We start from the raw sequence: 19,803 nt of genomic DNA on the forward strand, positions 1-19,803 counted from the left end.
AGGCTGGATTCAGAGTTAAAAATTATATTTTTAACTGAATATGGCTATTTTTGATTATTAATATATTCAAAAATATTGTTTAAATTTTTAAGTCAAATTAGAGGTACATAATATTTGTACCTTGCGATAAAAATTATTATATATGACACAAAATCAAAACCCACAATATCAAAGGAGATTTAATTGGATTGACCAGACGAAAGGTTTAGCAATCTTAGCCATTCTAATATTTCATTTTTTTCAAAATTATCCAGAACGAATACAGCTGATTTCCATCTTAGACAGAAATACAGCCAAGTTGGGATATGCAGCTGTAGATATATTTTTTGTTATGGCTGGTTTTAACACAAGTTACAGCTTATTTTCTAAATTCAGTAAATTAGACACACAAGATATTAAAATAAATTGGCGCTCGTGGCTTACTAAAAGATTGGGAAGAATATATCCAGCATATTTATTAGCTGGTATATTAAGTTGTTTGCTGTATTATTTATTTTCTAATTTTAAAATTAAATCTTATATTAACTTTGTTTTAACATTTCTAGGTCTAGCAGGCATTAAGTTCCAAGCTATTAACCCAGGATTTTGGTTTTTCACAGTTATCTTAGAAGCTTATATATTTACTCCTTTAATATTCCAGGTTTGTCGTAATCAACCAAAGAAAATACTTTGGCTAGGTTTGATAGGCGCAATTTTTACAAAAATTATATCCTTATACTTTTTGCAACAAAATAATATTCCAAATTATTTGTTCTTTTTACAAAACAATTTTTTAGGTAGCTACTTATTCCAGTTTTGCCTAGGAATTTATTGGGGATTTATTTATGCAGAACAACAAAGTTTTAGAAAAATAGATTTTATAATATCGACAAGTATATTTAGTCTAGGGCTGGTTATTTACGTTATTTTGGGTATTACAAAAATAAATATCATATATATGCTAGGTTTTGATATTTTATTTACTCCCTTATTTTTTTTGGGTATTCAAGCATTATTATGTCGTTTAGATAAAATAGCTAAACTAGGATGGATTCTAAGTTTTACTTCAATGCTTGGAATTTATTCTTACCAAATTTATTTAATTCATCAACCTTTATATTTTGTGTTTTTACATAACTTCAATAACAGTTTACAAGCTAATGTTTATTTAAAAATCATCATGTCCTTAGTATTGCTAACTATTTTATTGGCAATTTATACCTTTTTATTTACTAAATTAGAAAAAGTTGTTACCAAAAAACCACTAGCTAACATGAGTAAGTAAAACTAAGCTGCTATCAAAGGTAGATTTAACAAACTTAAGAGAGATAAAAATGGCAAAGATAATCGTAGCGGGAGAGAAACATCTTAGTATTCCTAATCTACCGCGTAGTTCTAAACATACATTAATCCGTCCTAAACCATTCCCTACTGGAAGGTATCCTTTAGAAAAACTGTGGTATCCCTTAAACAGCTGTAATTCCTGGCAGCCTTTTTGGAAAACATATCAAGCTGTTCATGCTTTTAATAATATTCAGTATACAAATAAACCTTGGTTTGTAACTTTTGAAGATCATAGATTTTTATATAGAAATCCTAAAAATAAATTTGAAGAAATAGCTTATAAAGTTTTAAACGGACGTTTGGCATTAAAGAATTGCCAGAAACTAATAGCTTTATCAGATTATGCTAAAATGCGATTTATAAAGCGAATAGAAGATTGGTCTATTCTAAATAAAGTCAAAGATAAATTAGTTGTTATTCAGCCAAACTTTGTTGTCAGAGCTACTCAATCCAAAACTTACAAAGAAAACCAACCTCTTCAGTTGATATTTGTAGGTAATCATTTAGCCAGAAAAGGCGGTGTTGTTGCTTTAAGACTAGCAAAAAAGGCAGAGAAATTAGGTTTACCTATTCATATACATATAGTTTCGGGGCTGAAACATGGTGCGGGGGTACCTACTGATTTTCCCGATCAGTCTAAATATACAGAAGATTTAAAATTACTAGATTTAAATAATGTAACTGTATATAAAAATATTCCCAATGAACAAGTTTTACAGTTACTATCACAAAGCCATTTTCAAATTTTAGCTACATTACATGATACCTATGGCTATAGCATCATCGAAGGCTTTTCAGTTGCTACTCCTGCTATTACTACTAATATCTGTGCTCTACCAGAATTTGTTCATCATGGAGAAAATGGATATCACTTAGAACTACCACTCAATGAATTACGTCATTGGAGTAATTGGATGCATGGAGAAAAAACTAAAACTGATGAATATTGGGATATTGTTAATAGCACCTATGACTATCTAGCGGAACAAGCACTGCAAAAAATTATAGAGTTTCTTGATAGGAGCGATAAACAAGAACATTACGAATACTTGAGTAAAGGCGCGCTAACTCAAATGCAAACTTTCCATAATGCAGAAAAACAGAATGAGTTATTTGACAATCTTTATGCAGAAGCAGCAAGGTTGAATTAAAGCTGGTTATTGTCTTATTTATCAAATAAACAAAAATTTTATATAGAAAAATATGAGTGATTTACCTTTAATTTCTGTAGTTATACCGACCTATTATCGAGAAGAAGCACTACGAGATAGTCTTGTAGATGTCTTAAAACAGGATTATCCGAATTTTGAAGTTATAGTGGTAGACCAAACCCCAAAACATTTACCAGAGATTCAAGCTTATCTGGAGGAACAAGCAACAGCAAGTAAAATTAAATGGTTCCGCTTAGATTGGGCGAGTTTACCAGGCGCACGTAATTATGGTGTGCGGCGCTCAGAAGGTGAAATAATTTTATTTATTGATGATGATGTTCAGTTAGCACCTGGCTTTTTATCAGCCCATGCAAAAAACTATGTGCAAAATCCAGAGGTAGGGGCTGTTGCTGGACGAGTATTTGACAGAATGAAATTAGGTGATTCTGGGGGAGATTTGCAAATTGAATATCTGCCACCCCAAGCAATGGACCCAGGAATTGCTTGGTATCACATAGATTTAGTCCATACTATCAAACCTCAGCAAGTGCTAACAGCTAGGGGTTGTAATATGTCCTTTCGCCGCGAAATTTTTACCAAGCATGGACTGAAATTTGACGAACGTTTTCGTGGTAGTGCAGTGCGCGAAGAATCAGACTTTTGTTTGCGGCTGCGGCAGACAGGATATAAGATTTGGTACGACCCAGAGGCTGATTTAGTGCATTTAGGTGAAGAAACAGGCGGTTGTCATGATATGAGTATGCGATCGCTCAAATATCAACTCACCTTTTACCACAACCATTTCTTACTAGGACTAAAAAATCTCACCATTACCCAAGCTTTACGCCTCTACACCCGTTTATTTGATTGTCATGTCTTAGGGCGACCTCCTTGCCATAAAAGCGGTTCTCCAATCAAAATCGTGACTCGTGGCTTTTTCTATATTTTGGGTTTTCTCAAAGCTTTAGGTACTGTCATTCAATCAATATGGAATGATGGGCAAATTTATAGTCGTCTCGATCGAGAGTTTTAGTATTTTTAACTGCCGGTGTAGACGCGTTAGCGGCTTCCCGCAGGGTACGCAGATAAACGCAGATATATTACTTAATTAACTAGCTTTGTACTTTTGTAGGGTAGGCATAGCCCACCTTACAAATATTTCAGTAAAAGGCAAATATTTCAAATTAATTAATCAACTGAATTATGAGAATTTTAGTCGCTAGCCATACCTATATTGTAGATTTAAACTGTGAGAAATTACGCGCTTTATCTCAACTAGAACCAGGAATTGAAGTGACGGTTGTTGTCCCCAAACGTTGGCAACCTGGTGGTGTACAAAACAAAACTATTGAAACTGCATACTGCGATGAAGGCTCATTTAAAATAGTCCCTGTTTCTAATTTCAGTCAAAATCATCAGGGACTTCTAACATTTGGTGCTGATTTAATATCTTCATTACAGCAGTTCCGTCCCCAAATTATCCAGGTAGAACAAGGTTCTAGAGGACTGGCTTATACTCAGATGATTACTTTAAATCAACTTATGGGTTTGAAGGCAAAAAATGTATTTTTTACATGGTGGAATTTGCCATACGAATTGAAATTACCAGTTGCCTTATTAGAAAAATATAACCTTAGCCACAGCCACGGGATTATTTGTGGCAATCAGGATGGAGCAGAAATTTTACAACTCAAAGGATATCAAGGACTCATTAAAGTAATGCCTCAGTTGGGTGTAGATGACAAATTATTTACTCCTCAGTCACAACCAGAATTGGCAACTAAATTAGGAATTTTACCAACCGATTTTGTAGTTGGTTTTGTTGGCAGATTTGTTAAAGAGAAAGGGTTGCTAACGCTTTTGCAAGCATTAATATCTATAAAAGATAAATCTTGGAAGCTACTGCTGCTTGGACGAGGAGATTTATATACGGAATTACTAAAAATAGCAGCAGAAAATCACATTCAAGAACGAGTGATTATAATTGAAAGTGTTGCCCATAATGTAGTACCTCATTACATCAATTTAATGCATACTTTAGTACTGCCATCAGAAACTACTTACAAATTTAAAACTTTAACTGCTATTGGCTGGAAAGAACAATTTGGTCATGTAATCATTGAAGCAATGGCTTGTAAAGTGCCTGTAATTGGTTCAAATTCTGGTGAAATTCCTCATGTAATTGGTGATGCTGGTTTAGTCTTTCCTGAAGGAGATGCCCAAGCTTTAGCTAATTGCTTAACTCAATTCATCGAAAACCCAGAATTTGCTCAAAAACTAGGAGAAATGGGTTATCAAAAAGCAATGACTCAGTATACAAATAATGCCTTAGCAGAGCAGCAGTTAGATTTTTATAAAGAACTTGTTAATAGTCATTAGTCAAGAGTCATTGTTTATCGGGCAAATAACCAAGGACAAAGAACGAAGGACAAATGACAAAAATATGCGAATTCTCCACATTGTTCCCTCAATTTCTCTAATTTATGGTGGTCCAAGCCAAATGGTATTAGGGCTGGCTCCTGCCTTGGTAAAAGAGGGAGTAGAAGTTACAGTAATTACAACTGATAGTAATGGCGATACAGGACAAAAAGCGCTGGATGTTCTCTTAAATTTTCCATTTAAACAAGATGGTTATGAAATAATTTATTTCCGTTGTGCCCCATTTCGTCGCTATAAGTTTTCGCTAGATTTACTCAAGTGGCTAAAACTTCACGCCTGCGAATTTGATATTGCACATATTCATGCCTTGTTTTCTCCTGTTAGTAGTGCAGCGGCAACTATCTGTCGTCAGCAGAAGTTGCCCTATATTTTGCGTCCTTTAGGAACTCTCGATCCGGCTGATTTACGTAAGAAAAAGCTATTAAAACAGCTTTATGCAGCAATTATAGAACGGCGAAATATAGCTGGTGCGGCTGCAATTCATTTTACTAGCGATCAAGAAGCAAAAATATCAGCAAGATTTGGGATAGTTACGCAAGATTTGGTAATTCCTTTGGGTGTGGTTCCTTCTCAATCCCCTAAATCAAAACAGGAGAGTTTGGTACGTAATGAGTTGGGGATTCCAGATGATGTACCTGTAATATTGTTCATGTCACGGATTGATCCGAAAAAAGGTTTGAATTTGCTGATTCCAGCACTAGAAAAACTATTAGCTGGTGGCTGTAATTTTCATTTTGTCTTGGCGGGGACAAATCCCCAAGATCCAGATTATGAACAAAACATCATCTCTCAAATCCAAAATTCACCACTGCGATCGCACACTACAATTACAGGCTTTGTTACAGGTGAGTTAAAAGCTAGTTTACTGCAAGCTGCCGATTTGTTTGTCTTGCCTTCGTACTATGAAAATTTTGGTATTGCTGTCGCTGAAGCGATGGTAGCAGGAATACCTGTGGTAATTTCCGACCAAGTGCATATTTGTCACCAGATACTTGAAAGTGAATCGGGGTGGGTAGGTGCAATGGATGTACAAGTACTGGTAAATTTATTGCAAGAAGCTTTGCAAAACCCCGAAGAACGCCAACGCCGGGGATTGAATGCTCAACAATATGCACTACAACATTACAGTTGGGATGCGATCGCTCGCCAAACTATCCTGGCATACAAGCAAATCTTGCGAGCGTCATAATGTATTGAGCTTCTTTAAGGGAAATTACGTAACATCAAATTTTCTTGCACATCTCTTAACCCGATGGGGAAACCGGGGTTTTATGTCACGATCGCATAGTAGAATACATAATGCCTTCTAACTACAGGGAAGCTCTCATGACTCTCCGTCTAGGTGATACAGTACCCAACTTTACGCAAGCCTCTACACACGGCGACATAAATTTTTACGAATGGGCAGGTGACAGCTGGGTAGTGCTGTTTTCTCACCCTGCTGACTTTACACCTGTTTGCACGACCGAATTAGGCACAGTTGCCAAGCTGAAACCAGAATTTGACAAGCGCAATGTCAAAGCGATCGCTCTCAGTGTCGATGATGTAGAATCCCATAAAGGATGGGTGGGCGATATTGAAGAAACCCAAAGTACTACTCTCAACTACCCTATTTTGGCAGATGCAGATCGTAAGGTTTCTGACCTTTACGATATGATTCACCCCAATGCCAATGCAGCAGTGACAGTGCGATCGGTTTTTGTTATTGACCCCAATAAAAAGCTACGTCTTAGCTTCACTTACCCTCCTAGCACTGGACGCAACTTTGATGAACTATTGCGGGTAATTGATTCTCTGCAACTGACTGATAATTACAGCGTGGCTACACCAGCTGACTGGAAAGATGGAGATGATGTTGTAATTGTCCCCTCACTCAAAGATCCCGAAGTGCTGAAGCAGAAATTCCCCAAAGGTTACGAGGAAGTCAAACCCTACTTGCGGATGACACCTCAGCCTAACAAGTAAGTCTGAAAATTATTTCATGTAACCATCCAGTGTAAAGGCGCGAAGATAAAACTTTGCGCCTTTATGTTTTTGCGTAAAAATAAAGTCAACTACGCATTAGAATCTGGAGGAAATCGCTATGCTTTCATCCCCCTTGGTGTTGCAAATTCCGCCATCAATGCAAATGACAGATGAACAATTTTATGATTTTTGCCAGGTAAATCGTGATTTACGTATTGAGCGTAATAAATTGGGAGAGATATCAATAATGTCCCCTACTGGTTCAGAAAGCGGAAACAGAGAGGTTGGCATATTAGGGCAACTGGGTTTACCAGAAGAATGTTTAGATAATCCTAATACTATCAGCGGCGATCCGGTGTTACCTGGCTTTGTCTTGAATATAAGTAAAGTTTGGTAAGTTTAGGTATTTTTAATTTTATCTAACCGCAAAGCACGCAGAGAAAAGAAAGAAAATAGTAGAAATCCTATATATAAATCTGATAGGTTTTATTGAAATTTCTCTGCCAAAATTGTATAAGCTTCGTTCACTAGTCGCATTTTTTCTTGAGCTTGTTGTTGCATTTGCGGTTTAGCGACAAATAAATCTGGATGCCATTTTTTTACCAAAGTTTTGTAAGCCTGTTTTACCTCAGAAAATGACACACCTGCTTGCAATCCTAAAATCGCATAAGCGCGAGTAATTTGGTCTTTTTCCGCTTGGGTTTTAGGTTGCTGAGGTGCTTTATTGCTTTGGTATGTATTCTGCTGTTTATTAGTTTGCGAACCAGGAGAACGCATTTCTGCTTTCATTCGTGCTATTTCTTCATCGAGTTCCCAATTGCGAAATTTGGCTTCCAATTCTGCTGGATTTGGAGAGGGTGAAGCTTTTGGTGCTGGAGGGGGAGGAGTGCTAACGCGGTGAGTAGAAGATGTTTGTGAAGTAGCAGAGGTGCGATATGTGGAAGATGCAGAAACGTTCACCTTCTCTTCTACTTTTGAGTAACTTCTTTGCTCCTTTTCGACTGGGGGAGAATATGCTGTGTATTTCGGCGTTTCTCGATAAGGTTGATAATTTGAAGATATCTTGGCTTTTGTTAACTCTTGCAGTAATTGATTAAAACTATTTTGTAAATGCTGCAAATCTTTACGCTTATTAGCAATTTCTATTAACTCTTGACTACCTGTAAAGCGAACTACTTTTTTTGCTTTTTGCTCATATTCAGTTAATACTGATAATCCTTGATTGCTCAAGCGAGAAAAATAATCTTCAGTTGTAGCTATGCAAATTTTAGCAACCTGCTGATGATAAGTTTCCTTAGCTGATTTTTCTTCTGAATCTTGAATATTTTTGTTTAATAAATAAGAAATACTACCAACCACAGCCGCACCGACAGGACCACCCAATAACCAACCAATCCCACCACCAACTGCTATGGCTCCAGGTTCACTTAAATCATTACTATTACTTGGCTTGGGAGGTAATGTAATTTGTGGTTCAATAGGTAAGGGGATTAATAAATCTTCCGGTCTTTCTTCTTGGAAAAATTCATAACCTTGATAAAGCCATTTCATCACTGAGCGTTGTAACTCCATAAGGTCTTTTTTTAAAGTACCTATTTGCCAAGTTTTAAAGTTATTCTCCGCGAGTGCTACTGTGGCATCAGTTTGATATTTTTTGAGTAGGTTGGATAAATCTAACCAATTACTTAACTCTGAAATACTAGAGTTTAAGCCTTGTCGAATTAGATTGGCAGCTTTTTGTTTAATTTCAACTTTAGCCTTTTGTTTTTCATCAAAGGAGTTAATTTCACTCAGGATAGGGTCAATTTTAGCTTTTAAATTTAATTGGATTTGGGAAGCGATCGCCTGCACTCTCGGTAACCGCACATCCCCACGATTGTGTTGTAAAATACTGATAATATTTTGCAAAGCTGCTTCAAATGCTGCTAATCCGCTACTAGTAGCCGCCGCCGCATCACCTTTTAATCTGGCTCTTAAAGCAGGTAAAGCATCAACACGATATAAGTTACTAAAACCTGGAGGTAATTCGGCGCGAAAGCTTTCTGCAACAAACAACAGACGATTTTGCACTTGCTGTTGTTCTTCGGGTTCGAGTAAGTTAATAAAATTAGCGACAAAAATAACTGTTTTAATACCCCGATCTAATAACCAATCACGCAAGTTTTCACGCTCACCTAAAGTCATTAACTTGCGGGCATCAAGTAATTGTACTACTAAATCTGTAGATAACAGGCGATCGCGTACTAAACTATCTTGTTCTTCGCGATCGTTTGTACCAGGTAAATCTAGTAATTCTATACCCCTTTCTAAAAAAGGATGGGGACAAAAAACTTCTACAGAGATTACATCTTGACGCATCTGTCTGTTACCATCCAGAATTGCATACTGCTGCAAAATTTCCGTACCGCTGCGATAAATTTCTGTGCCATCTCTCAACATAATCCGAGTGCGCAAATCAGTACCATACTTGACAGTAATCGCTGCGCCTGTAGTAGGAATCAAATCAATTGGTAAAGTCCGATTTCCTAAAATGGCATTAAGTAGAGTAGATTTGCCATGATTAAAAGGGCCAAATACCGCAATCTGAAAGTTAGGATTAGTCAGATAATTAGAGATGGCATTTATATCTTGATATAGTTGTGATTTGCGCTCTAAATTTAGTAATGCAGATGCAGATTTGAGTGCATTTACCAAATCCTGATAATCTTCAGACTGTTTTTGCATAGTTTCCTTGTTTCACGTTGCGTATGCAAATAAATTTTGTATTTGGAACCACAGATGTAGACACGAAGTGGTGAGGCAGTGCGTTGGGCGGGTTCCCCGACTTGAAGCAACTGCCGAATCCGAAGGGCTTCCCGAAAGGTACACAGATAAACACCGATAAAATATCTGCATTTATCTGTGATTTAATTCTTCATTTCCTAGTATCACCCGAGAATAAAATGACACCATTGTAGGGTGGGCACTGCTCACTAATAATACTATTAGCTGTAGTAAGCTAATAAATTACTATAGGCTGCCTCAATCTTTTGCAATTGTTCTATTACATCTTCCTGCAAATTTTTTAGCCGCTTTAACTCACTTTCGCGGTTAATCTCACGAGTGGCTTTTTGCTTTAGCAGATTATCCAATTCAGATTTGCGAGATGTAATATCGTCGTTAATCCGCTTACTCACTTCTCTTTCATAAGAGTCAAAACACTCTTTCACTGCATCATATACAGTTTGTGATTGTTCATGGGCTAACTGTGGTAAGTACTTTACTAACTCTTTCTTGGTAGTTTTTACTAACTCTTTACGTGCTTGATCTGCTTGTAGAAAACCTACTCCTAAGCCTAGCAATGCAAAACCAATCGGCCCAAGGAAAATACCCGTTACAGCCGTAATTATGCCGCCAATACCAATTACGGTAAAGTAGTTTAACAAAATATTTTTCCAATCGAATCCTGCGCCAGCTAATGCAACACCAGCTAGGTTTCCTCGCGATAAAGATAACAATCCCATTGCCCATTTTGCCCATCCGGGGGAGTTATCATCTTCTGGAGTAGCAGCAGGATTTACTTTTACTGACTGTCCTGTTAACTTTTCGGTGATTTGGTCTGTAACTTGACTATAAGATGCGCCATACTGTGCAGCACTCAGAGAAAGTTCTCTAAAAGCTGCATTGATATCTTTTTCAGCAGTTAAAGTCCAAGCAGAGAATTTATCAGTAATGTATTGCTCAAATGCTTTTTGTAGTGCAGCATTAAATGCATCTCTTTTTCCATTACTGAGGAAATCCAACAAATTTAACTCTGGCTGATAGCGCAAGAAATCGGTTTCAAAGGTATTACCTAAGTTTAAAACGTAGCTACGAAAGGATTCAGAAATCTTTCTAGCTTGGGTATCTCTAGTATTGATAATTTCTTTTTGGAATTGATCGTGGATAGTTGTAAGTTTATTAAACTCTGGTTCTACAGAGCCTATCCGTTGTTTCAATTCATTGACATCTTTATCAAGTAATGGTAGACGTCTTTCTATAGCTTCGCGAGTGTGATTGCAGGCTTGTCTAGCTAAAGTTCTGACTTGTCTAAGTTCCGCGATCGCACGTTCTCTAGTCAGAAAAGTATTGAGCGATCCCATAAACTCTGGAAAGCCAGTTCCCTCTAAACCAGCTTGGGGATTTTTCAATCTTTTTCTGAGTGCTTGAATTGATGAAAGCTCAAAAACACGCTCATCATAAATATCCCGACCATCTACATGACAATATTCTGTCAAATTCGCTTTGAATACTTGCCGTAATCTATTTTCTGCTGCACTTAATTCTTCGACATCATCAGGATCGATCAATGATTCCCGCACCTGATCCCAAGCATTGATTAAAAAGAAAACCGTCAATCCTCGACCTTTAATATAATTTTCTAAATAGCGCCGTTCACCCAAGGTACAAGGTTGTGATGCTCTCATCACAAACAAGATAGCATGGCAATTATTTACATAACCTAAAGATAATTCGTTACGCGCTTCTGTATCATTTAATCCTGGACTATCGACAATTTCAATTCCCTTTTCCAATAGCATTAAAGGATACTCAACTACTGCATAATCGACATCAGGAAAAGCTTGTTTTTTTTCTTGCTCTAATTTTTTAGCTTCAGCCGGGTCAATAGTATATTTGTATTTAAAGCTTTGAAAATCTAGCTGTTGTGGACTTTTACCATCATTAAAATGAATTGTGACTTTTTTCTCTGACCCGTAGCGTAAAACTGTTAAGACTGCGGTACAAGGATTAACATCACTTGGTAACAAATTCTCCCCAATCAATGCATTAAGAAACGTACTTTTACCCCGTTTCATATCGCCTAAAACTAAAAGGCGAAATACACCTTGTTTGAGATTTTTACTAGCTACTGTAATATCTTCAATATCTCGTTGTAAACTCAGTTTTCCTGACGAAGATTCTCCCGCTAATTCTGCTTGATTAATTGTGTCAGCAAGTATGCTCAAACATAGAGACATTTCCGATCGCACTTGCGCAACACGTTCTAAATCGTTGATAAATTTGTCAGCCGCAACTTGATTAGTCATATTCACACCCTAAATTAAGGTTTGTTTTTAGGAGATTCCAGAAAAAGTTTGTAAGCCATCCAAGCCAGTGCTGCAAACATCACAATTCCCGCTACAGCTGCGGCTATCCTCACAGCAACCAGCACCACTACCCCAATCCCGAAAAGCTGTAAGCCGAGAATCGCTTTTTTCATCCACGGCTGAGAGAACTTTTCTGACTGATGCTTGACAGTTTGGTGAAAAGGCGGATTGGGACGATTTATATCCCTTTCCATTTCCCGGAGTCGTAATTCCACTTCTCGTTGTCTAAGTTTACGTTCGCGCTGTTCTAAGTCTTGATTGCGATCGCCTTCCATTGTGTCCACCCTATCTAGGACAATGAAATAGTTTCAGTACTATATTTTGTTTAATGTATTTTATTTTACTAATAAATAAAATTCATCAGTATAATCGCTACTTTAGCGTGAAATGATAAACAGCAAAATTCGTCATATATTTTAGATTCCACCAGTTGAGTTTGTTTTTTCGGAATTTTGAAACACCACCTGAAATGTGATGGATTTATCAGCCAAATTTTCCAATTTAAGGTTTTTTCCCAAATATCTAATCTCAGTCTCTAATACTTATCTCTGATATGTAAAATGGTCAGCGTATCTCGCTTAACGCAGGCGATCGCTCATGGCCATGACAAAACGGCAAATGCCGTCATTCTTACGCTTTCCCAAAAATCCGAATCTTTCTCAACGACTAATGTTGATTGGGTTAGTCATTACCTTGTTGTTTTTATTCCTGGCGTTCTTCGCACCCGTATTTCAAGCCTGGGGATGGCTACAAAATCCCAAAGATTTATTAAGTAACCCGATTCAGGAACCACCTTCAGGCAAATATTGGTTTGGCACTAGTCGCCTAGGTCACGATGTCTTTTCCCGCACAGTATTCGGCGCTCAAGCTGCTTTGCAAGTGGTAATTTTAGCAACGGCGCTGAGTATGGTAATTGGTGTGCCATTGGGTATGGTCAGCGGCTATCTTGGCGGTAGACTGGACAAAGTATTGCTGTTTCTCATGGATAGCATTTATACCCTACCGGGACTATTGCTATCAGTGACGCTAGCATTTGTAGTAGGGCGGGGGATATTAAATGCAGCGATCGCCATTAGTATTGCCTACATTCCCCAATATTACCGAGTTGTTCGCAACCACACTGTCAGCGTGAAAACTGAGGTATTCATTGAAGCTGCTCAAGCAATGGGCGCTTCTACTTGGATTGTGCTATCTCGGTATCTATTTTTCAACGTTATTCAAAGCGTACCTGTATTATTTACCCTCAACGCCGCCGATGCAATTTTAGTCTTGGGTGGTTTAGGGTTTTTGGGTTTGGGATTACCCGAAGAAGTTCCAGAATGGGGACATGATTTAAAACAAGCACTAGAAGCACTACCCACTGGCATTTGGTGGACTACACTTTTCCCCGGTTTAGCGATGACACTGATGGTGGTAGGGTTATCACTACTTGGTGAAGGTTTAAATGAATTTGTCAATCCTCGTTTGCGACGACAAAATAGTATTCGGAAATAATTCAGTCAACCGTGAACAGTAATTAGTACACAGGCTGATCATTGATTTGGAGATTCATGTGAAAGACAATTTGACTTTAATTGCCGCTGCTGCCGGCGGGTTCATGCTTTCGGTTGCTTTATCTGGCATTTTACGAGGAACACCAGTCACAGCTTGGCAGGGTGAATCGGGTGTGAAGTCGGCGAATGTTACCAATTTACAATTTGCAGCCAAAAAAACTGAGAGTTCAGAATTTTTTAGCAACAAGACGCAAAAAAGCTAATATGCTTTTTGAAAGTATTGGGCATGGGGCATTAATTATTTCTGCCTCATCTGCCTTATCACCTTTGTCCCTAGCTCCCAGTCGCCACCTTTGCGCCTGGCTGTGAATATTTAAAAGTGGTGAATTCTCAAGTAATTGGTATTGATTTGGGAGGAACAGCGATTAAGCTGGGGCGATTTGATCGAGATGGCAATTGCCTGCAATCTCTGACAGTAGCAACTCCCCAACCATCCACACCAGAAGCTGTGGTGGCGGTAATGGTAGATGCGATCGCCCAAATTGATCCACATAATCAGACTGTGGCGATTGGTGTCGGCACTCCTGGCCCTGCTGATGCCAAGGGACGCATTGCGAAAATCGCCATCAACCTGACAGGATGGCGTGATGTTCCTGTGGCAGATTGGTTAGAAGTAAAAACAGGCAAACCAACGATTGTCGGTAATGATGCTAACTGTGCAGGTTTAGGCGAATCTTGGTTAGGTGCTGGTCGCTGCTTTCAAAATTTTATTATGCTAACTTTAGGCACTGGCGTTGGCGGTGCGATTATCTTAAATGGCAAACTGTTTATCGGACATCAAGGCGCTGGGGGAGAATTAGGTTTAATCAGCTTTAACCCTCATGGTCCAATGTGTAATAGTGGCAATCGCGGCTCATTAGAACAGTACACCTCAATTACGGCAATTCGTCGGCGTACTGGCAAGGAACCCTGTGAATTAGGTGCGTTGGCGCAAGCAGCAGATGCTGAAGCCTTGACTTTTTGGCAGGAATATGGCAAAGACTTGGGTATTGGCTTAACGAGTTTGATTTATGTTTTAACGCCAGAAGCGATCGTTATTGGTGGCGGAGTTAGTGCCAGCTTTGAGTTTTTCTTACCAGCGGTAAAAGCAGAAATTGAGCAGCGAGTTATGCCGACATCACGCGTCGGTTTACAAATTTTACCCGCAGAATTAGGTAACGCTGCGGGGATGGTAGGTGCAGCAAAGTTGGCATGGCAACATCTTTCTTAATTGCGACAGATGCATTTGTAGGGTTTCCTTTGACGACAATGCATCAATCGACCCGTTACAAAAATTGAAAATAAAAAGGAACCACAGATAAATATCGGTGTTTATCTGTGTTTATCTGTGGTTGCATATCTCTAATTTTTCCCGTTCGGACGCTGAATAATCGTTTCTATCACCCGCCGCTTCGCCTTTGGATCAATTCCTACCAAACGCAGGTACTCACCGCTATATTCAACTAGACATGATTCCAAAGCTGAGATTGCATCTGAGTGTGCATCGATGTGGGTGTTAAGACAACTTTCCCAAGAACCTGTGCGGAAGCGGCGTTCATTAACGTGTTCAATATTAATCGTGTAACCTTGAGCCAAAATTTGCCGAATCTGTTCTTGTGTCTCTAGGGTTAAATGCGGACTCGATACTTCTTGCTTCTGAAAACCGTTAGTTTTTGGGACTTGATTTCCACCATTGCTTGACGGCTGACTAGTTGGTGCCACATCAGCAGGTGGCGCAGCTTGATAATTTCTACCGCGATTGAGGCGATTGTACTCATCAACCAACTGGGAATTTTCCACCCGTTTTTGTTCGCTTACCATCAAATGACCAGATTCAATTAAATGAGACAGGCTAAAATCTGGCTTTTTAAATCCTGGCGGACCTTCTTGGCTATTCACCACACGTAAGGAAACGCGCTCAAATCCTACTTGATGAATAAATTGCCGGATTTGTTCATCATAGATGCGCGATCGCAAAGCGCTAAAAAAGTCAATCGATTGATGAGTAAATGTATCAACTAGCTGTTCAATTTCTCGCTGAGAAAGTCCATCTGGTTCAAAAATTCCCCCAACAATTCCCACTTTATCGTCACGGTTGGGTTCCCAGTAGAATTTCTCCATGCGACCATCCCGAATTAACGGTGCATAAAGGGTAGAAAAATCATTTCCTGTGACAATAATTGGTACACGACGTAAAGGTGTGGAATCGTAGCTTCCAGGTAACTGCACATCTGTAGGATTATCAGCAATATTCATCAGTGTGGCATTCACCAACTGGGTATTTACAGTATATTGAGTGCCTTCATCAAATCTACCTGCACCTGCATCTAAATCATTAATCATTAGCACGCACATTTTACCGCGCACTTTGATTAGTTCTGCTGTTTCACGATAGCGCAGCCGAATTAAACGTGCTGGATCTCCTGCATCTGGACTTTCCAATTCCCCACCAGAGATGTGAGTCACTTCGACACCCATTTTCTCGAATACTAACTGACATTGAAAAGTCTTTCCTTCACCTTTACGTCCATGAATTCCTAAAATCAAGGGTACTCTAACCCCAGGAAGATCTAAGAAGTTTTTGGTAATGTGAACACCGAGTTTATCCAGAAACCGAGGAGCAATGTAGTAACTCATAAAATTATTCTTGCCTGGGACTTAATTAATAATGCTAAGTTTTTTTGTTTCTACTTTTCATTTATCTTTTGGTAGAAACCGAATGCTAACTACCACAAATGCTAAATTGGATAGGCATCAAAAATTGTATCGGTGCTGAGTGCTGCTTCAATCTAGTCAGCTAAGTGCTGGGATGCTTCAGCTAAAGTAATTTGCTGCATAATATTTCAGACCTTAAGATACCTTTAAATAAAAAATCAGCTGCTACTACTATCCTAACTTTGAATTATCAATTAAATTACAAGGAAACCAATTTAACCAAGCGTCCCAATTTTCCACTATTTGGGCAAGTTCTGCATAACCTCCTGCATTTGGATGAACGCCATCATTTCCTATAGCTTCATCTCTCCAAATAGTTGATTTTTCTAATATGGGAAAAATGTCTAAATAAGGTACATTTAATTCATGGCAAACTAATGCAAACTGTTTAGATAAATCGCTAATTCTTTTCTTTCTCTGCGGGTCTTCTTGTTCTGCATATGGCGCAGGACCAATCATTAAAACAGGATATAACTGCTTGGCTTCACTTAAAATTTTGCGAGCATTTCTAATTGAATCTATAAGGTCTACACGAGTTTTACCGTTTTCTACTGTTGTATCATTTAGCCCAAAAGAAAATACAACTCTGCCATAAAAATCCTTAGGGAGGCGAACTGATACTTCTTGTAACCAACGCTTTGCTATATCGGTACTTGTATCTCGCCTAACTCCTAAATTATAGTAGGTTATGTCATAACTTTTTTTATTAGCGTAAACGCATATTCTGCCTGTCCAACCAAGATACTCAGGGTCGCCAGTACCATTAATAAAAGAGTCTCCAACAAAACAAATTCTGAGATCTGGTAGCTGTATTGAATTCATAATTCGATTCATAAAAGAAGAGAGGCAGATTATTCTACCTCTCCTATGGGGGAATTAATAAATAACCTAAGGCCCCTAGACTAACTCAGCTTCCAGCTTTAGTATCTGCTAGGTTTGTGAACGATAAAGCTGAGCACTTGGCACTGCTTGATGTTGTCGAAACCTACAACACGGATATATTGATTGGAATACTGAGAACGGCAAGCTTGAACTTCGTTTAGTACTTCTTGAGTAGATTTAGCACCGAACAAAGGCAGCTTCCACAGTGTCCAATATAATTCTGTTGGCTCAGAAGTATCGTTAAACTCAATTGCTGGGATGTAACCTTGGTTCAGGATGTACTGGATTTGCTTGGCAATTTGAGCGTCCGACAGGGGTGGCAGATAAGAAAGGGTTTCGTAACGACGCTCTTTTGGTAAAGTTTGCATAGCTGTTGATAATGGGTTGCGATTTTTACGACTAAGTTGATCGGCTAACTGGATAAGTTATCCAAGTTTGAGTCTGAGCTTGTTTGCTGTTCTGCTTCCAGACTGGGGTTTGATGTTTCTATGAGAGTGATGCGTTCTAGATGCTGGCGACGCTGTTGCATATTGGCTTGCTGAATGCCAGTACGAACCATTTCTGGTAAAAACTCTGCAATTTCCTCAGCAATGTGTTCTCTAACAGTCATGATCCGCAATGCCAAATCTGGCTTCTCTTTTAACAACTGGGCAATATACGATTCTCCATCCTGAATTTTGTCAGCGGAATAGTTATGCAACCAAATTGCCAATGGAGGATTAGTTTCGCCTAGCTGTGCCAGTACCGTCCTTAGTGCCTGATAAGTCAGGTAGCTTTGGAGAGTCTTGGCTGTGTCTTTCGCAATTTGCTTAAGATTCATGCTTGACCCCAGCCCTTAGTTAAGTAAAAAGTCAAAAGTAAAAAGTGAGCCACTGCGTTGGACGGGTTTCCAAGGCAGCCGCTTGCGGGGGTTTCCCCCGTTATGCGGACTGCCGTCGGCTTAAAGCAAGTGGCGTTAGCGCAGCGTTAGCGTGCCTGCGAGCATCACCCATAAGGGTAAAAAGAAAGGATGGATATTTCTTTTACCTTTTAACTTTTTACTTGTTACTTGAGGATCAGACGGTATCCATTGCCTCGAATTCAAACTTGATTTCTTTCCACAGTTCGCAAGCTACAGCAAGTTCAGGAGACCACTTAGCAGCTTCGCGGATAATGTCGTTACCTTCACGAGCCAAGTTGCGACCTTCGTTACGAGCTTGAATACAAGCTTCTAAAGCTACACGGTTAGCTGTAGCACCAGGAGCATTACCCCAGGGGTGACCGAGGGTACCACCACCGAATTGCAGCACGGAGTCATCACCAAAGATTTCTACCAGTGCCGGCATGTGCCATATATGGATACCACCAGAAGCAACTGCCATTACGCCAGGTAGAGAAGCCCAGTCTTGGGTAAAGTAAATACCGCGAGACTTGTCTTGCTCAACATAGTTTTCACGCAACAGGTCAACGAAGCCCATTGTGATACCACGCTCACCTTCCAACTTACCAACCACTGTTCCGGTATGGATGTGGTCACCACCAGATAAACGTAGGGCTTTAGCCAATACACGGAAGTGGATACCGTGGTTCTTTTGACGGTCGATTACAGCGTGCATCGCACGGTGAATGTGCAATAGAATCCCGTTATCACGGCACCAACGAGCCAATGTAGTGTTGGCGGTGAAACCTGCGGTGAGGTAGTCGTGCATGATGATGGGCTGTTTGAGTTCTTTAGCGAACTCAGCCCGTTTGAGCATTTCTTCGCAGGTTGGAGCGGTAACGTTCAGGTAGTGACCTTTGATTTCGCCGGTTTCTGCTTGAGCTTTGGCGATCGCTTCAGAAACGAACAAGAAGCGATCGCGCCACCGTTGGAATGGGGCAGAGTTGATGTTTTCGTCGTCTTTGGTGAAGTCCAAACCACCGCGCAAACACTCGTATACAGCGCGTCCATAGTTCTTAGCAGACAGACCTAATTTGGGCTTAATTGTACAACCCAACAGAGGACGACCGTATTTGTTTAATTTGTCACGCTCAACTTGAATACCGTGGGGAGGACCTTGGAAAGTCTTGATGTAAGCTACAGGGAAACGGATGTCTTCCAAACGTAATGCCCGTAAGGCTTTAAAACCAAATACGTTACCTACAATCGAGGTCAACACGTTGGTAACAGAGCCTTCTTCAAACAGATCCAAAGGATAGGCAACGTAGCAAATGTACTGGTTGTCTTCGCCGGGAACTGGTTCAATATCGTAGCAACGACCTTTGTAGCGATCTAGGTCGGTGAGCAAGTCTGTCCACACAGTTGTCCAAGTACCAGTGGAAGACTCAGCCGCCACAGCCGCACCTGCTTCTTCGGGGGGAACTCCAGGTTGGGGTGTAACACGGAATGCCGCTAGAAGATCTGTATCTTTAGGTGTGTAATCAGGGGTGTAATAAGTAAGTCTGTAATCTTTAACCCCGGCTTGATACCCAGATTTTGACTGAGTCTTCGTTTGAGCGTAAGACATAAATTCCCTTCCAAGAAGTCACACTTTGTTACTTAATCAAATCACGTTGCATGTAATTTTTCCCCCACCCCGTTCTTTCCCCTGGTAGCAGGAGGAAGATTAGGAAAATTTTTTTGTTAGGGGTTGTCTATGACAAAGGGGTAGCGGTTTTTATTCAGGAACATTTTGCGAAGTGTCTAAGACA

The 19,803-nt window shown here is 39.5% G+C and carries 18 protein-coding genes; 10 read left to right on the forward strand and 8 right to left on the reverse strand.

Going from position 1 to position 19,803, the window contains the following annotated elements; all coding sequences use genetic code 11:
- Positions 1-142: 142 nt before the first annotated feature.
- From BV375_RS13840 to BV375_RS13870, 7 genes are all read left to right on the forward strand, one after another.
- Entirely contained in the window at positions 143-1,264 is a 1,122-nt protein-coding gene (locus BV375_RS13840; RefSeq protein ID WP_086761362.1) for an acyltransferase, read from the forward strand.
- A 49-nt stretch (positions 1,265-1,313) separates the two neighbouring features.
- Positions 1,314-2,474 (forward strand): glycosyltransferase family 4 protein, encoded by a 1,161-nt coding sequence (locus tag BV375_RS13845; RefSeq protein WP_086761364.1) that lies wholly within the window; start codon positions 1,314-1,316, stop codon positions 2,472-2,474.
- Positions 2,475-2,526: 52 nt separating this feature from the next.
- On the forward strand, positions 2,527-3,507 hold the full coding sequence (gene hpsN, locus BV375_RS13850) for a hormogonium polysaccharide biosynthesis glycosyltransferase HpsN (RefSeq protein ID WP_086761366.1): 981 nt from the start codon (positions 2,527-2,529) through the stop codon (positions 3,505-3,507).
- Positions 3,508-3,677: 170 nt separating this feature from the next.
- Positions 3,678-4,853, forward strand: a complete 1,176-nt coding sequence (hpsO, locus tag BV375_RS13855; protein ID WP_086761368.1) for a hormogonium polysaccharide biosynthesis glycosyltransferase HpsO — start codon at positions 3,678-3,680, stop codon at positions 4,851-4,853.
- A 64-nt stretch (positions 4,854-4,917) separates the two neighbouring features.
- The gene (hpsP, locus tag BV375_RS13860; protein ID WP_086761370.1) at positions 4,918-6,102 is read left to right on the forward strand and encodes a hormogonium polysaccharide biosynthesis glycosyltransferase HpsP; all 1,185 of its coding nucleotides are present in this window, start codon (positions 4,918-4,920) and stop codon (positions 6,100-6,102) included.
- Between the two features lie 137 nt (positions 6,103-6,239).
- Positions 6,240-6,878, forward strand: a complete 639-nt coding sequence (locus BV375_RS13865) for a peroxiredoxin (RefSeq protein ID WP_086761511.1) — start codon at positions 6,240-6,242, stop codon at positions 6,876-6,878.
- A 118-nt stretch (positions 6,879-6,996) separates the two neighbouring features.
- A complete protein-coding gene (locus BV375_RS13870) occupies positions 6,997-7,275 on the forward strand; it encodes a Uma2 family endonuclease (protein ID WP_086761372.1) in 279 nt (92 codons plus the stop codon).
- An 89-nt stretch (positions 7,276-7,364) separates the two neighbouring features.
- On the opposite strand, the gene BV375_RS13875 is transcribed toward BV375_RS13870, so the two are convergent.
- The 3 genes from BV375_RS13875 to BV375_RS13885 all read right to left on the reverse strand — a co-directional run bounded on the left by BV375_RS13875 (position 7,365) and on the right by BV375_RS13885 (position 12,279).
- Entirely contained in the window at positions 7,365-9,602 is a 2,238-nt protein-coding gene (locus BV375_RS13875) for a dynamin family protein (RefSeq protein ID WP_086761374.1), read from the reverse strand.
- Between the two features lie 260 nt (positions 9,603-9,862).
- On the reverse strand, positions 9,863-11,944 hold the full coding sequence (locus tag BV375_RS13880; RefSeq protein ID WP_086761376.1) for a dynamin family protein: 2,082 nt from the start codon (positions 11,942-11,944) through the stop codon (positions 9,863-9,865).
- 14 nt (positions 11,945-11,958) lie between these two features.
- Positions 11,959-12,279, reverse strand: a complete 321-nt coding sequence (locus BV375_RS13885; RefSeq protein ID WP_086761378.1) for a DUF3040 domain-containing protein — start codon at positions 12,277-12,279, stop codon at positions 11,959-11,961.
- 322 nt (positions 12,280-12,601) lie between these two features.
- On the opposite strand from BV375_RS13885, the gene BV375_RS13890 reads away from it, so the two are divergent.
- The 3 genes from BV375_RS13890 (at position 12,602) to BV375_RS13900 (ending at position 14,767) form a co-directional block, all read left to right on the forward strand.
- Positions 12,602-13,498, forward strand: coding sequence for an ABC transporter permease (locus BV375_RS13890; protein WP_086761380.1), 897 nt, complete (start codon positions 12,602-12,604; stop codon positions 13,496-13,498).
- A 58-nt stretch (positions 13,499-13,556) separates the two neighbouring features.
- Positions 13,557-13,760 carry a hypothetical protein gene (locus BV375_RS13895; protein WP_086761382.1) on the forward strand — a complete coding sequence of 68 codons (204 nt, stop codon included), beginning with the start codon at positions 13,557-13,559 and terminating at the stop codon, positions 13,758-13,760.
- A gap of 116 nt (positions 13,761-13,876) precedes the next feature.
- Positions 13,877-14,767 carry an ROK family protein gene (locus tag BV375_RS13900; RefSeq protein ID WP_086761384.1) on the forward strand — a complete coding sequence of 297 codons (891 nt, stop codon included), beginning with the start codon at positions 13,877-13,879 and terminating at the stop codon, positions 14,765-14,767.
- A gap of 131 nt (positions 14,768-14,898) precedes the next feature.
- Here the strand turns inward: BV375_RS13900 and BV375_RS13905 are convergent, their stop codons facing one another.
- From BV375_RS13905 to BV375_RS13925, 5 genes are all read right to left on the reverse strand, one after another.
- A complete protein-coding gene (locus tag BV375_RS13905) occupies positions 14,899-16,173 on the reverse strand; it encodes a ribulose bisphosphate carboxylase small subunit (protein WP_086761386.1) in 1,275 nt (424 codons plus the stop codon).
- A 249-nt stretch (positions 16,174-16,422) separates the two neighbouring features.
- A complete protein-coding gene (locus BV375_RS13910) occupies positions 16,423-17,085 on the reverse strand; it encodes a GDSL-type esterase/lipase family protein (protein ID WP_243713942.1) in 663 nt (220 codons plus the stop codon).
- An 86-nt stretch (positions 17,086-17,171) separates the two neighbouring features.
- Positions 17,172-17,501: a ribulose bisphosphate carboxylase small subunit gene (locus BV375_RS13915; RefSeq protein WP_086761388.1), complete on the reverse strand. Its 330-nt coding sequence runs from the start codon at positions 17,499-17,501 to the stop codon at positions 17,172-17,174.
- Between the two features lie 44 nt (positions 17,502-17,545).
- Positions 17,546-17,953, reverse strand: coding sequence for a chaperonin family protein RbcX (locus BV375_RS13920; protein WP_086761390.1), 408 nt, complete (start codon positions 17,951-17,953; stop codon positions 17,546-17,548).
- 235 nt (positions 17,954-18,188) lie between these two features.
- The gene (locus BV375_RS13925) at positions 18,189-19,619 is read right to left on the reverse strand and encodes a form I ribulose bisphosphate carboxylase large subunit (protein ID WP_086761392.1); all 1,431 of its coding nucleotides are present in this window, start codon (positions 19,617-19,619) and stop codon (positions 18,189-18,191) included.
- Positions 19,620-19,803 lie beyond the last annotated feature (184 nt).

Source organism: Nostoc sp. 106C (genome assembly GCF_002154725.1).
GTDB lineage: Bacteria > Cyanobacteriota > Cyanobacteriia > Cyanobacteriales > Nostocaceae > Aulosira.